This is a genomic window from Streptomyces sp. SS1-1 (assembly GCF_008973465.1).
GTDB lineage: Bacteria > Actinomycetota > Actinomycetes > Streptomycetales > Streptomycetaceae > Streptomyces.
The window spans coordinates 7240408-7253934 of record NZ_WBXN01000004.1 but is presented as its reverse complement, the minus strand read 5'-3'; the positions used below and the strand labels follow the sequence as shown (position 1 = coordinate 7253934).

Annotated in this window: 12 protein-coding genes; 9 read left to right on the top strand and 3 right to left on the bottom strand. The window is 74.4% G+C overall.

The annotated features are described in order from the left end of the window. Window positions 1-15: 15 nt before the first annotated feature. From F8R89_RS34550 to F8R89_RS34535, 4 genes are all read left to right on the top strand, one after another. Window positions 16-972 (top strand): ArsR/SmtB family transcription factor, encoded by a 957-nt coding sequence (locus F8R89_RS34550; RefSeq protein ID WP_151787705.1) that lies wholly within the window; start codon window positions 16-18, stop codon window positions 970-972. Window positions 973-1010: 38 nt separating this feature from the next. Further along, window positions 1011-1217, top strand: a complete 207-nt coding sequence (locus F8R89_RS34545) for a hypothetical protein (protein ID WP_151787704.1) — start codon at window positions 1011-1013, stop codon at window positions 1215-1217. A 66-nt stretch (window positions 1218-1283) separates the two neighbouring features. Then, complete coding sequence (locus tag F8R89_RS34540; RefSeq protein ID WP_151787703.1) at window positions 1284-2231, top strand: PLP-dependent cysteine synthase family protein; 948 nt, start codon at window positions 1284-1286, stop codon at window positions 2229-2231. Between the two features lie 214 nt (window positions 2232-2445). After that, window positions 2446-4845, top strand: a complete 2400-nt coding sequence (locus F8R89_RS34535; protein ID WP_151787702.1) for a beta-L-arabinofuranosidase domain-containing protein — start codon at window positions 2446-2448, stop codon at window positions 4843-4845. Between the two features lie 25 nt (window positions 4846-4870). Here F8R89_RS34535 and F8R89_RS34530 read toward each other — a convergent pair whose 3' ends face one another. Continuing rightward, window positions 4871-5698, bottom strand: coding sequence for a phosphotransferase enzyme family protein (locus F8R89_RS34530; RefSeq protein WP_151787701.1), 828 nt, complete (start codon window positions 5696-5698; stop codon window positions 4871-4873). A 167-nt stretch (window positions 5699-5865) separates the two neighbouring features. Between F8R89_RS34530 and F8R89_RS34525 the strand changes: the two genes are divergently transcribed. Then, entirely contained in the window at window positions 5866-6684 is an 819-nt protein-coding gene (locus tag F8R89_RS34525) for an SAM-dependent methyltransferase (protein WP_151787700.1), read from the top strand. 200 nt (window positions 6685-6884) lie between these two features. On the opposite strand, the gene F8R89_RS34520 is transcribed toward F8R89_RS34525, so the two are convergent. Continuing rightward, window positions 6885-8108, bottom strand: a complete 1224-nt coding sequence (locus F8R89_RS34520) for an MFS transporter (RefSeq protein WP_151787699.1) — start codon at window positions 8106-8108, stop codon at window positions 6885-6887. A gap of 441 nt (window positions 8109-8549) precedes the next feature. Between F8R89_RS34520 and F8R89_RS34515 the strand changes: the two genes are divergently transcribed. After that, window positions 8550-8771 carry a hypothetical protein gene (locus F8R89_RS34515; RefSeq protein WP_151787698.1) on the top strand — a complete coding sequence of 74 codons (222 nt, stop codon included), beginning with the start codon at window positions 8550-8552 and terminating at the stop codon, window positions 8769-8771. 99 nt (window positions 8772-8870) lie between these two features. On the opposite strand, the gene F8R89_RS34510 is transcribed toward F8R89_RS34515, so the two are convergent. Then, window positions 8871-9170: a hypothetical protein gene (locus F8R89_RS34510; RefSeq protein ID WP_151787697.1), complete on the bottom strand. Its 300-nt coding sequence runs from the start codon at window positions 9168-9170 to the stop codon at window positions 8871-8873. 119 nt (window positions 9171-9289) lie between these two features. Here F8R89_RS34510 and F8R89_RS34505 point away from each other — a divergent pair, with 119 nt between their 5' ends. Genes F8R89_RS34505 through F8R89_RS34495 form a run of 3 tightly spaced genes read left to right on the top strand, consistent with a single transcriptional unit; the run spans window position 9290 to window position 13465 of the window. Then, window positions 9290-11356 carry a DUF4139 domain-containing protein gene (locus F8R89_RS34505; protein WP_151787696.1) on the top strand — a complete coding sequence of 689 codons (2067 nt, stop codon included), beginning with the start codon at window positions 9290-9292 and terminating at the stop codon, window positions 11354-11356. A gap of 4 nt (window positions 11357-11360) precedes the next feature. Then, window positions 11361-12920, top strand: a complete 1560-nt coding sequence (locus F8R89_RS34500) for a mucoidy inhibitor MuiA family protein (RefSeq protein ID WP_151787695.1) — start codon at window positions 11361-11363, stop codon at window positions 12918-12920. Then, a complete protein-coding gene (locus tag F8R89_RS34495; RefSeq protein ID WP_151787694.1) occupies window positions 12917-13465 on the top strand; it encodes a TlpA family protein disulfide reductase in 549 nt (182 codons plus the stop codon). Before F8R89_RS34500 ends, F8R89_RS34495 begins: the two co-directional genes overlap by 4 nt. The last annotated feature ends 62 nt before the right edge of the window (window positions 13466-13527 follow it).

The following is a 13527-nucleotide window of genomic DNA, read 5'->3' as shown; positions in this document are numbered from 1 at the left end:
GATAGCCTGCCCGGCGTGTTACGGATACGGTTCGGCCCGGCCGACCTCGCCCGCGTCACCGTCGCCACGGCACCCGACGTCCTCCTGGAGACGGCCCTGAGCGTCCGTCACCTGGCCGCGCCGGCCACGGGACCCGCGGGCCGCCGACCCGAACTCGTCGCCTGGCGGCGGACCGTGGCGCCGGGGCTGCCCGCCCGCGCGGGCATCCTCACCCGGCTGGTCCGGCCCGGCGGCGGGCTGCCGGACTTCCTGTACCAGCCGGCCGCCCGGGACGCCGGCTCCGCGGTCGAGCTGGCGGCGCGGACCCCGACGCCCGACCTGGCCGCCGATATCGCCGAGCTGCCCGGCGAGCCCGCCTCGCCCCTGACGCGGGAACTGGCCCAGGGCGCCCCCGCCGCGCGGCGCCGTCTCGCCGAGGACCTGACGCGGTATCACCGGTCCACGGTCGCCCCGCTGTGGCCCGCCGTGCTGAACGCGGCCGCCGCCGACCGCGCGCTGCGTTCGGAGACGCTGCTGCGCGGCGGTGTCGAGGCGCTGCTCGCCACGCTGCAGCCGGGCTGGCGCTGGGAGCCGCCGGACCTGCTGGTGCCGTTCGCCTCCTCGCACACCGTCGAGCTGTGCGGCCGGGGGCTGCGCCTGGTGCCCTCCTACTTCGCCGCGGGCGCCCTGCTCGTGTACGACCCCGCGGCCCCGACGGTGCTCGTACGGCCGCTGCCCGTCACCGACCTCGCGGTGCCGCCGGACGACGTGCTCGGCGCGCTGCTCGGGCGGACGCGGGCGCGGGTGCTGGCGTCGCTGCCGACGCCGGCGGGCACCACGGCCCTGGCCGAACGGGCGGCGGTCTCACCGGCCACGGCCAGCGAGCACGCCACGGTGCTGCGGGCGGCGGGCCTGATCACGACCGTGCGGGACGGCAGCGGAGTGCTGCACGCGCTCACGCCGCTGGGGGAAGCTCTGCTGGCCGGCGGGTGAGCCACAGGGCGCGGAACCGATCGGTGCCGGACTGCGTCATGACGATCATGGCGCAGGGTGGCAGCACGATGGGCGACGAGCCGACGTGGGGGGAACTGCTGGGGGTCTTCGTCGTGGTGGCGTCCGTCCCGGTGGTCGTCGGCGGGGCGTTGGTCTGCGCGGTGGTGGGACTGACCGTGTGGGTCTCGTCGGCGGTACGACGGCGGCGCGCCGCCACAGGTGTGCGTCCCGGGGACCCGTCCTAGCCTGGAGCCGTGCCGCCCCCGAACGGGCCGGTGCGTACGACCGCTGCGGATGAGCGAGGAGCCGCCATGCCCGCGTCCGGTGTCCATGCCTCGTCCCTGCGCACGATCGGCGGGACGCCCCTGGTGCGGCTCGGCCGTGTCGTCCCCGAGGGGGCGGCGGACGTCCTGGTGAAGGTGGAGGGCGGCAATCCCACCGGCAGTTACAAGGACCGGATGGCCCTGGCGATCGTCGAGGGGGCGGAGCGGCGCGGGGAGCTGCGGCCGGGGCGGCGCGTCGTCGAGTACACCGGTGGCAGCACGGGGTCCTCGCTCGCCTTCGTGTGCGCGGTGAAGGGCTACCCGCTCACGCTCGTGTCGTCCGACGCGTTCGCGCCCGAGAAGCTGCGCACCATGCGGGCGTTCGGCGCGGACGTGATCGTGGTGCCCGCCGAGGGCGGCCGGATCACCCCCGGCCTGTTCGTGCGGATGCGGGAGGAGGTCGAGCGGATCGTCGAGCGGGACGGGGCGTTCTGGACCGATCAGTTCCACAACACGGACGCTCTCACGGGCTACGCGGAACTCGGCCGCGAGATCCTCGGGCAGGCGGGTGCGGCAGGGGTGACAGTGGACGTGTTCTGCGCGGGGGTCGGCACGGGCGGCATGTTCGCCGGGGTCTGCACGGTCCTGCGCGAGGGCGGCCTGGAGCGGGCCGTCGCGCTCGAGCCGGCGTCTTCGCCGACGCTGACCGCCGGTACGGCCGGACCCCACCGCGTCGAGGGCATCGCCACCGGGATCGTCCCGCCGCTGCTCGCCCACGGCCCGTTCGACGAGGCCCGCACGGTCGACGAGGCGGAGGCCCGCCGGCTGGCCCTGCCGCTGGCCCGCCGGGAGGGCGTGTTCACCGGTACGTCCGGCGCCCTCAACGTGGCCGGCGCACTGCGCCTCGCGCGCGAGGCGGGCGCGGGGCACACCGTCGTCACGGTCGCCCCGGACACGGGTCTGAAGTACCTCACGGGCGATCTGTACACCGGCTGAGCCACTTCCTCGCCGCGCCACCTCTGGACAGGCCCGCGCGAGCGTGCTGTCATGCCAACGGCCGCCGTTTTCAACGTTGTAGAAGCCGTGGAGCCCGCGCGCTCCACCTTCCCCTTCCCGTACGTGCGCGACATCGTTGTCCCCCTCGTTGTCCCCCTCGTTGTCCCCCTCGTTCTCCCCCAAGGTCGGCCCTTCCCGGAAGGCAGGTCCCCCCATGTCCCTCAGTCGACGGGCGTTGCTCGGCGCGGGCTCGTTCTCCCTCACCGCCGCGGCTCTCGGCGTCCCCCTCACGGGGGTCGCGGCCGCGGCGCCCGCCCGGTCGGCCGGGGCGCCGGCACCCGACCGGTTCCGGCGGCTGCGTCCGGGCAGTGTCACCGCGCGCGGCTGGCTCGCCGGGCAGCTGCGGCTGCAACTCGACGGCCTGTGCGGGCGGTTCGAGTCCGGCTCCCACTTCCTGGACTTCTCGGCGACCGGCTGGGTGCACCCGGAGCGCGGCGGATGGGAGGAGGTGCCCTACTGGCTGCGGGGCTACATCCCGCTGGCCGTCGCGACCGGCGACGCGGCCGCGCTGAAGCGGTCGCGGGAGTGGGTGGACGCCATCCTGGCCACCCAGGAGGGCGACGGCTTCTTCGGTCCGCGCGCCCTGCGCACCTCCCTCGACGGCGGCCCCGACTTCTGGCCGTTCCTGCCCCTGCTCCAGGCGCTGCGCAGCTACGAGGAGTACACCGGCGACGGACGCGTGGTGCCGTTCCTCGTCCGCTTCCTGCGGTTCATGAACGCGCAGGGGCCGGGCGCGTTCGACCGGAGCTGGGTGTCGTACCGGTGGGGCGACGGGCTGGACATCGCCGTCTGGCTCCACCGCCGTACCGGTGAGGCGTTCCTGCTCGACCTCGCGGCGAAGATGCACACCCACGGCGCCGACTGGACCGGCCCCACCCCGAGCCGGCACAACGTCAACATCGCCCAGGGCTTCCGCGAGCCCGCCCAGTACGCGCAGCTCACCGGCGACGCCGGCCTGACCCGGGCCACCTATCGCGCGTACGACACGGTCATGGACGCGTACGGCCGCTTCCCCGGCGGCGGTCTGGCCGGTGACGAGAACTACCGGCCCGGGTTCACCGACCCCCGGCAGGGCTTCGAGACGTGCGGGATCGTCGAGTTCATGGCCAGCCACGAGCTGCTGACCCGGATCACCGGCGACCCGGTGTGGGCGGACCGCTGCGAGGAGCTGGCCTTCAACATGCTCCCCGCCTCCCTCGACCCCCAGGGCAAGGCGATCCACTACATCACCAGCGCCAACAGCGTCGACCTCGACGACCGGACCAAGACGCAGGGCCAGTTCGAGAACGGCTTCGCCATGCAGGCGTTCCAGGCAGGCGTCGACCAGTACCGCTGCTGCCCCCACAACTACGGCATGGGCTGGCCGTACTTCACCGAGGAGCTGTGGCTGGGCACGCCCGACGGGGGGCTCGCCGCCGCGATGTACGCGCCGAGTTCGGTACGCACCCAGGTCGCGGGCGGCACGACGGTGACCGTCACCGAGGCCACCGACTATCCCTTCGGGGACACCGTCACCTTCACCGTGTCCACGCCCCGCCCCGTACGGTTCCCTCTCGTGCTGCGCGTCCCCGGCTGGTGCGCCGGCCCCGAACTGCGGGTGAACGGAGCCGCGTTCGAGGCGTCCGACGGCCCGTCGTGGGCGCGGGTGGAGCGCACCTGGCGCGACGGCGACACCGTGCGGGTCCGGTTCCCCCAGCAGGCCAGGCTGCGGACGTGGGAGGGGCAGCACGGCGCGGTGAGTGTGGAGAGAGGCCCGCTCACCTACTCCCTGGCCATCGGGGAGCGCTACGAACGCATCGGCGGCACCGACGCGTTCCCCGCCCACGCGGTCCACGCGACCACGCCGTGGAACTACGGGCTGGTGCCCGACACGCCGCTCACCGTCGCCCGCACGGGGTCCGGCGTGCCCGCGCAGCCGTTCACCCCGGAGGCGGCCCCGCTGCGGATCACGGCACGGGCGCGGCGCGTCGCGGAGTGGATCGCGGACGACGAGCATGTCGTCGCGCCGCTCCAGGACGGCCCGGCCCGCAGCACCGCCGCCGTGGAGACCGTCACGCTCGTTCCCTCGGGCGCGGCCCGGCTGCGGATCACCTCCTTCCCCACGGCGGCACCGGACGGCAGGCCGTGGACACCTGAGCCCCCGTTCCGCCGGCTGCAGAACAAGCACAGCGGCAAGGTGCTCGCCGTGGACGGGATGTCCCTGGAGAACAGCGCCCGTGTCGTGCAGTTCGCCAACACCGGGACCGCCGACCACGCCTGGCAGCTCGTGGACCGGGGCGACGGCTGGTTCCTGATCCGCAACGGCCGCAGCGGCAAGGTCCTCGGCGTCGACGGCATGTCGACGCAGAACAGCGCCCGTGTCGTGCAGTTCGAGGACAACGGCACGGACGACCACCTGTGGCGGATGATCGACGCCGGCGACGGCTGGAGCCGGGTGCTGAACAAGCACAGCGGCAAGGTGCTCGGGGTGGACGGCATGTCGACCGCGGACAGCGCGCAGGTCGTCCAGTTCGACGACAACGGCACGGACGACCACCTGTGGCGTTTCCTGTGACGTCCGTGCGGGCGTCTTCCGCGTCTTACGGCGTGTCCGTCCGGATGCGTTCCAGCCACTCGGCGGCCAGCGCCCGTCCGCCGGGGAGCCGGTCGTCCCGGTCCCAGCGCCAGGCGGTGATCATCGCCAGGACGAGGGTCCGGCACCGGTCCAGGAGCGCCCGGTCGGCGCCCGCGTAGTGCGCGGCGACCTCGTCGGGCGCGTGGGCTAGGTCGAACTCGACGGGGCCCCGGCAGCAGGTCTCCAGGTCGATGAACCGCACCCCGTGCTCCGTGGCGAGGACGTTCCCGGGGTGCGGTTCGCCGTGCAGCAGCTGCTCGGCACCGCCGTGCTCGCGGACGGCGGCGCCGAGCGTGCGCAGCGTGTCCGCGAGCAGGGTCCGGTCGGCGTCCGCGAGGTCCGGGGTGCGGGCGTGGTCCGCCACGAGGCGCTGGGCCTGCGCGACCCGGTCGGTGAAGTGCGGCGCGGCGACGTCCAGTGCGCGCATCCCGGTGTGCAGTCGGGTGAGGGCCGCCGCGTACCGCTCGGGCGGGACCTCCGCCGGGGCGGCCGGCGTGTAGTAGGTCCACAGCGTGACGACGAAGCCGTCCCGCTCGTACGGACGTGGCTCGACGCGGGGGTCCAGGTCCGCCACCGGGCAGCCGGCGCCGGCGAGCCGCCGCGCCAGTTCGATCTCGAACCTTGCCACTTGGTCCGTCACGGGCGCAACGCGGGCCAGGGTGTCGCAGGGCAGCAGGCGCAGGGTGAGCTTGTTGGAGTCGTTCAGGACGACCGCGTCACGGGCGGGCAGGCCGAGTGAGGAGACGACCGACAGGGCGGCGGCCGTCGCGTGGGACGCCTGGGTCCCGTCCATCGTCACACCACCTCTCCCCGGGCACGGTCGCGCCCGGCCGGCGCACCCTACCAAGGCCCCCCGCGGATCCCGGCACGGTCCGCTCGCCGATGCGGTCACGTCCCCCGACTCGGCCCGGTAGGTTGCTCCTTGCCGGTTGAACGGGCCATGTCTGGGAGGGACTTCGCGTGACCGAGATTTCCGCTGCGTCGAGGGAGGCGCGCAAGCGCATCAAGACGGACCAGCCGCACACGGCCCGGATCTGGAACTACTGGCTGGGCGGCAAGGACAACTACGAGGTCGACCAGGCGGCCGGTGACCAGATCCGCGGACTGCACCCGGGCATCGGCGACTACGCGCTGGCCGACCGCAAGTTCCTCGGGCGCGCCGTGAAGTACCTCGCCGGCGAGTGCGGCATACGCCAGTTCCTGGACATCGGCACCGGTCTGCCGACGGCCGACAACACGCACGAGGTGGCCCAGCGCATCGCGCCGGAGTCCCGCATCGTGTACGTCGACAACGACCCGATCGTGCTGGCGCACGCGGAGGCGCTGCTGACCAGCACCTCCGAGGGGTACACCGCCTATCTGGACGAGGACCTGCGCAACGTCGACGCGATCCTGGAGCAGGCGGAGCGGACGCTCGACCTCGACCGGCCGGTGGCGCTGATGCTGCTGGGCGTCGTCATCTTCATCGAGGACGACGAGGAGGCGGCCGGTATCGTGCGCCGGCTGATGGACCGGCTGCCCTCCGGCAGTCACCTCGTGCTGTCGCACACGGTCACGCACCCGGACATGCCGGACGTCGACGCCGCCGTGGCCTTCTGGAACGAGCACGGCACCCCGAAGCTGACGCAGCGCACCCCGGAGGGCGTCGCCCGCTTCTTCGACGGTCTGGAGCTGCTGGAGCCGGGGGTCGTCTCGTGCAACCGGTGGCGGCCGGACGAGAGCCTGGCCGGGCTGCCGGAGGACGTGGCGATGTTCGGCGGTGTGGGGCGCAAGGCCTGACGCGTCCGTCCCGGGGCCGGTCGTGCTCCGGGCACACGACGGGGCGGCCAGTCATCGCTGCTGTGCCGCCCCGTAGTGCGTCCCTGCTCCACCCGCCGATCGAGTGCCCCCGCGTATCCCCCTCACACCTGTCGACCGGATCGATTTCGGAGCCGGTTCATCCAGGTCCCCGATTCCGTCAGGACCGTCCCCGAGTTCCGTCAGGACTGGGGGGTGGGCGCGGCCTCGGGGCGGGCGTCGGCCGTGGACGACGTGATCACGTCGGAGCCCGCCGAGCCCCCGTCGCGGCGGTCCATGACGCCGCCCGCGACCGCCAGGCCGAGACCGGCGACGGCCAGGGCGGCGCCCACCAGACTCGGCGAGGCCCAGCCCCAGCCCGCCGAGATGGCGAGGCCGCCCAGCCAGGCGCCACCGGCGTTGGCCAGGTTGAAGGCGGAGTGGTTGGACGCGGCCGCCATGGTCGGGGCGTTCTTGGCCTTCGCCATCAGCAGCATCTGGACGGGCGTCGTGATGAGCGAGCCCATCGCGCCGATGAACGTGATCGTGATCAGCGCGCCGACCGTGCTGTGGACGGCGAAGTAGAACACCACCAGTCCGGCGGCGAGCAGGGCCAGCCCGCCGTACAGGGTGGGCCGCAGGGCGCGGTCGGTGAGCGGGCCCGCGAGCAGGGTGCCGAGCGTCATGCCGACGCCGTACAGGGCGAGGACCAGGGTGGTCGAGGAGTCGGAGAAGCCGGTCAGGTTCGTCAGCATCGGCACGAGGTAGCTGTAGACGGCGAAGAAACCGCCGAAGCCGATCACCGCGGTGGCCAGGCCGATGGCGACCTGCCGGTTGCCCATGGCCCGCAGCTCGTGGCGGATGCCGGACTGCCGGCCGCGCGGCTGGTGCGGGACGAACAGGGCCAGCGCGACCAGCGCCACGACCCCGATGACGGCCACGGCCCCGTAGGCGGCCCGCCACCCGAGCTGCTGGCCGAGCGCGGTGCCGGCGGGGACACCGACGATGTTGGCGACCGTCAGGCCGAGGAACATCTTGGACACGGCCCGCGCGGCCCGGTCCGGGGCGACCAGCCGGGAGGCGACGACCGCGCCGACGCCGAACAGCGCGCCGTGCGGGAGGCCCGCCAGGAAGCGGGCGGCGAAGAGCAGACCGAAGTCCGGGGCGAACGCGGAGGCGACGTTCCCGACCACGAAGAGGCCGGTCAGCCAGAGCAGCAGCCGCTTGTGGGGGACGCGGGCACCGATGCCGGTCAGCAGCGGAGCGCCGACCACGACGCCGAGCGCGTAGGCGGAGACGACGTTGCCCGCCTGGGGCACGGACACCCCGATCCCGTCGGCGATCTGGGGCAGCAGCCCCATGGTGGCGAACTCGGTGGTGCCGATGCCGAAGGCGACGACAGCCAGGGCCAGCAGAGCCAGAGGCATGGTGCGGGGGAACCTTTCGAAGACGGTGGTCCGGGACGGAGGAGGAGCCGAAAGGCCGAGGTCACGGGGATTTCTCGACCGGCCGCGTCGAGCACCATTGCCCAGCGCACCGCCCCACACAGGGCAGGCCCATCAACACGGGAGCAATCATGGACCGGCCCGCATTCCTGGATCGAGCCACATAGTGACGTGATCTATGTCATGTCATGACGTGCGGGCGACGGCCCGGGGCCCGCTCGACCCGCTGTGACGGTTCGGTCACGCGTCCCGCACGGGGCGGCGCGCATACTCGTCACCCGGAAGGACCGCGCCGTCGACGGGCGCTCAAACTCCCTGCGCGGCAACGCGGTTGACGGGCTCGGAGCACCGCCGGACATACTCGCTCACCCGCTCGGATGCTCCCGGCGCGCAGAAGATCGTCTCGCTGTGCATGGTGAGTTCATGAACACCACACCTCGCCTGAAGAAGGCCATCTCCCGCATGCCCCGCACGCTCGCCGTGACCACCGCCGTCGGCATCGCCTGCGCCGCCGGCCTGGCGACCGCCGCCCCCGCCATGGCGGCGCCCGCCACGCACGCCGCCGTACAGGCCGCCCCCGCGGGCGGCGGAGAGGACCAGCAGTGCGGCAACGGCCTGCTCGTCCTGCTCAACTTCTGTAACTGACCCACCGCTCGACCCGACCCCGCACCACAGCCTCCCCGTGGCGGTCAGGCATCAAGGTGAACTCCTTGTGCCTGGCCGCCCCGACGCGCGCGGCCGGGCTCAGACGCGTGCGTGCCGGGCCGGGACGGACGCCCGTACGGCGACGGCGGGCCGCTTCTCGCCGGCCGCCGCCCGCCCGGTGCCGAGGCGGCGCAGCCACCAACTGGACAGCCCCAGCAGGCCGGTGAAGACCACGAGCAGCAGCACGGACGTCCACATGGACCGGCTGCCGGGTGACGACCACGCCGTCACGGTGCTCGACGACGCCCACAGCAGGACGCCTCCGGCATACAGGGTGCGCACGCGGCGCAACTGCCGGGCTATCGACGGGGTGTCACGGGACTCGCTCTGGGCTGCCATGCGCGCCGTGTACCCCCGTCCGCCCCGTACGCACCTGTCATCTCACGGAATCACCGTCGAGCCGCGCACGGCGGGCGCGTAGGCTGCCGTCGGCAGGACCACGACGGGGGCGGGGTGGGATGAAGTCCGAGGTCGCACAGACACAGGGATGGGCGTCGACGCTCGACGCGGTGGTGGTGTACGCGCAGGGCGCGCTGTGCACACGCGTCGCCCGGGGCACCGTCCCGGCGGACGGCCGGGTGCGGGTGACGGGACTGCCGCGGTCGCTGGACCCGGGCTCCCTGCGCGCCAGGGCGGTCGGCGCGGACGGTGTGCGGGTCACCGAGGTGCGGGTCGAGGTGGACGCCGAACCCGCCGCCACCGAGGACAGCGGTTCACTCCGTCGGGAGGTGGAGCGGCTGCGTGACGTGCTCGCGGCGGCCCAGGCGCGGCGTGACCGGCAGGCGAACCTGATCGGGGAGACGGCTGCGCTCCGCCCGGTGCCGCCGGGCCGTGAGCCCGGGGACCCGCCGCGTGCCACGCCCGCCGACGCCTGGCTGCGGCTCGCCGCGTTCGTCGACGAGCGGCTGCGGGCGCAGCAGCTCCGGCTGACCGAGCTGGAGGAGGAGGTGCGCCGGGCCGAGCACGACCTCGCCGTGGCCACGGACCGGTGGGCGCGGGCCTCCACCGACACGCCGTCCGACGACATCGCGACGAGCGTCGTCGCCGTCGTGACGCTCGACGGCGTGGACGCCGGCGCCGGACCGGTGGACGTCGAGCTGGAGTACGGCGTGCCGGGTGCCGTCTGGGTCCCGGCGTACCGGCTCACGCACCGCCGGGGCGAGGACGGCGGCACGCTCGTGCTGCGGGCCTCGGTCGCGCAGCGCACGGGCGAGGACTGGACGGGCGTCCGGCTCGCGCTGGCCACCGCGGATCTGCGCCGCCGCACCGACCTGCCGAAACTCCGCTCCCTGCGGCTGGGGCGGCGGCAGCCGGCTCCCGCGCCGTCCGGCTGGCGGGAACCCCCGGCGGGGCTCGCCGACCTCTTCTCCGGGTACGACGCGGCGGGGCCGCGCCCCGTCCCCGTACGGGCCGCTCCGGACCCCGTGCCTCCGCCGCCGCCGATGCCTCCGGGTGTCGGCGCGGCCCCCGTCGCGCCTCCCGCGCCGGGCGGGCCCGCCGCCCCCGGGGCCGCTCCCTTCCAGGCCGCACCGCCGCCCCCGCCCCCGGCGGCGCCGCAGGCGTACGGCATGCTGCAGGCCGCCTTCGGGGGTGCCCCGGCCGCCTTCGACGCCGCCCCGCGCGGCGCGGCACCGGCCGTGCGGTCGCGGCGCGCCGCCCCGACGCCCCCGCCACCCCCCGCGGTCACCGCACCGCCTCAGCCGCGTGAGGCGGAGCTCGACTACGCCGCGCTCGTGCTGTCCGGTGCCGACGAGCCCGGTGACCGCCGCGGCCGGCTGTTCCCCGGGCCGTCGTACGACCCGAAGGCCGAGGAGTCGCGGCGCCGGGCCGAGGCGGTGGCCTCCCTGCCGCTGCCCGGGCACGCCGTGCGGCCCCGGACGTCGGCGGGCTCCTTCGACCACCGCTACGACGCGGTCGCCCGCGCCGACATCCCCTCCGACGGTGTCTGGCACACCGTCACCGTGGCTGAGATCCCGGTGGGGCTGCGCACGGAGTACGTGTGCGTGCCGTCCGTGGAGCAGACGGTGTACGCCACGGTCGTCCTGTCCAACGCGACCGACCAGGCCCTGCCGGCCGGACCGGTGGAGGTCATGAGCGGCGACGACTTCCTGACCACCGCCGCGCTGCCCACCCTCGCCCCGGGCGGCGTCCGCCGGATGGGGCTGGGGCCGGCCGAGGGCGTCCGGGTCACCCGCCGCACCCAGCTGCACGAGTCGACGGCTGGACTGCGCAACAACACGACGGTGCTCGCCCACCGCGTCCACGTCGAGCTGGCCAACCGGCTCGGCCACCCCGTCACCGTCGAGGTCCACGAGCAGGTCCCGGTCACCTCCGAACCGGACGTGCGCATCGACGAACAGGCCGACTGGACGGCACCCGGGCAGGACGGCCCCGACCGGTACGCGCCCGGCACCCGCGTGTGGCGCGTGGACCTGCCCGCCGGGGGCGGCACCGCCCTCGACGGCGGCTACGACATCCGCGTCCCGGCCGCGAAGGCGCTGGCCGGCGGCAACCGGAGGAGCTGACACCATGACCACGGACACCCGGCCGATCCCGCTGCCCGTCACCGCCGTCACCTGCCTGGAGGACCGCGCCCACATCGAGCGCACCGCCGGCCTCGACGTCGGCGCCGGCGTCCAGCGGCTGCGCCTCGGCCCGGTCAGCGCGCTCGCCGTCGACCGCACCCTCCACGCCGAGGTGACGGGCGAGCACGACGCGGACGTCCTCGACGTACGGATCGTGCGGACCTGGACGCCCCGCGGGCCGCTGCCCTCCCCGGACGACTCGGCGCTGCGCGGCCGCGTCCGCGCCCTGGAGGAGGAGCAACGCGCCCTGGGGCACACCTGCGACCGGCTGCGCACCCGGCTCGACCTCCTCGGCCGGCTCGCCGCCGACCTGCTGCGGGACATCGCCGAGGGCGCGGGCGGCGGCGAGACCGACGAGGACCGCTGGACCCGTGAACTGGACCGGGCGGACGGCGAACGCGACACGTGCGCCGAGGAACTGCGCGCCGCCCAGGCCCGGTCGGCGGTGCTCGCCGGTGAACTGGCGCAGGCGCGGCAGGCCCTGGCCCTCGCCGAGGAGCAGCCCGCGGAACTCGTCGGCCATGTCGAGCTGACCCTGCGGTCCGAGGCCGCCGGTCGCCTCCGCCTGCGGCTGACGCATCTGACGTCGTGCGCGCTGTGGCGCCCCGCCTACCGGGCGGTCCTCGACGGCGACTCGGTGACGCTGGAGACCGACGCGATGGTGTGGCAGCGCACCGGCGAGGACTGGTCGGACGTCCGCCTCACCCTGTCCACGGCCCGCTCGGCGCTCACCACCGACCCGCCGCGCCTCACCGAGGACCGGCTCACGCTCACGGACCGTACGCCGCAGGAGCGCCGCACGGTCGAGGTGGAGCTGCGCGAGGAGGAGATCGCGGAGCTCGGCCTGTCGGCGGTCGTCGGCCTGCCCGGCGTGGACGACGGCGGGCGGACGCGGGTGCTGGACTCCCCCACGCCCGTGTCCGTCCCCCCGGACGGGCGGGCCCACCGGGTGCCGATCAGCACGGTGACGACGGCCGCGCGCAGCCAGTTCGCCTCGTCGCCGGAGCTGTCGCCGCTGGTCACCCAGGTGGTCCGGTTCGACAACACGTCGGGGCACGCGCTGCTGGCCGGACCCGTCGACCTGGTCCGCGGCAGCGGTTTCACCGGGCGCGGCACGCTGGAGTTCACCGCGCCGGGCGCCCCGGTCGAGCTCGCCTTCGGCAGCCACGACGACTACCGGGTGATCCGGCACACCGAGGAGTCCCGTGACACGGCGACCCTGACGCAGCGCACGCTGATCACCCGGACGGTCCGCCTGCACGTGTCCCGCTTCTCGGCACCCGGCGACCGGGGCGAGCAGGTCGTCGCCGTACGGGAGCGGATCCCGGTCTCCGAGGTGTCCGCGGTCGACGTACGCCTGCGCAAGGAGGCGTGCGCCCCACAGCCGGACGCGGTCGACGCGGACGGCATAGCGCGCTGGGACCTGCCCCTGCCCCCGGGCGGACACCGTACGATCACCCTCGTGTACGAGATCTCCACGAGCGGCAAGGTGGCGGGACTGTGAGAATCCGGATACTCCTCCTGGCCGCCGCCCTGCTGGTCGCGGGGTGTTCGGGCGGGGACGCGGGCGGCGGCTTCACCCTGGGCGAGGACGGCATCGCGACCGTGGCGAAGGAGGACAGGGACCTCGCGCCGGACCTGTCCGGCCGGACCCTGCACGGCGAACGGCTCTCCGTCAGCTCGTACCGGGGCGACGTCGTCGTGCTGAACGTGTGGGGGTCGTGGTGCACGCCCTGCCGTGAGGAGGCCGTGCGCTTCGAGAAGGTCCACGAGGATCTCAAGGCGCGAGGTGTGCGGTTCGTCGGCATCAACGTCGGCGATCCGCGCGCCGGTCACGCCCGGGCCTTCGAGGAGGAGTTCGGCGTGACGTATCCGAGTCTGCACGATCCGAGCAGCAAGCTGTTGCTCCGTTTCGGCAAGGGCACGCTGAGCCCGCAGACGATCCCGTCGACGCTCGTGCTGGACCGGGACGGCAGGATCGCCGCCCGCTCGCTGGCCGCGCTCGGGGAGCGGGGGCTCCGGTCGATGATCGAGCCCGTACTCGCGTAGGGCTGATCTCTCACGACCGGGCGGGGCCGCCCCGGTGAGGGCGGCCCCGCTGGGTGGGACAG

Bases quoted from the DNA above. Each gene is read 5' to 3' on its own strand.
- F8R89_RS34545 (WP_151787704.1), top strand. From the start codon at position 1,011: ATGACGATCATGGCGCAGGGTGGCAGCACGATGGGCGACGAGCCGACG.
- F8R89_RS34540 (WP_151787703.1), top strand. From the start codon at position 1,284: ATGCCCGCGTCCGGTGTCCATGCCTCGTCCCTGCGCACGATCGGCGGG.
- F8R89_RS34535 (WP_151787702.1), top strand. From the start codon at position 2,446: ATGTCCCTCAGTCGACGGGCGTTGCTCGGCGCGGGCTCGTTCTCCCTC.
- F8R89_RS34530 (WP_151787701.1), bottom strand. From the start codon at position 5,698: ATGGACGGGACCCAGGCGTCCCACGCGACGGCCGCCGCCCTGTCGGTC.
- F8R89_RS34520 (WP_151787699.1), bottom strand. From the start codon at position 8,108: ATGCCTCTGGCTCTGCTGGCCCTGGCTGTCGTCGCCTTCGGCATCGGC.
- F8R89_RS34515 (WP_151787698.1), top strand. From the start codon at position 8,550: ATGAACACCACACCTCGCCTGAAGAAGGCCATCTCCCGCATGCCCCGC.
- F8R89_RS34510 (WP_151787697.1), bottom strand. From the start codon at position 9,170: ATGGCAGCCCAGAGCGAGTCCCGTGACACCCCGTCGATAGCCCGGCAG.
- F8R89_RS34505 (WP_151787696.1), top strand. From the start codon at position 9,290: ATGAAGTCCGAGGTCGCACAGACACAGGGATGGGCGTCGACGCTCGAC.
- F8R89_RS34500 (WP_151787695.1), top strand. From the start codon at position 11,361: ATGACCACGGACACCCGGCCGATCCCGCTGCCCGTCACCGCCGTCACC.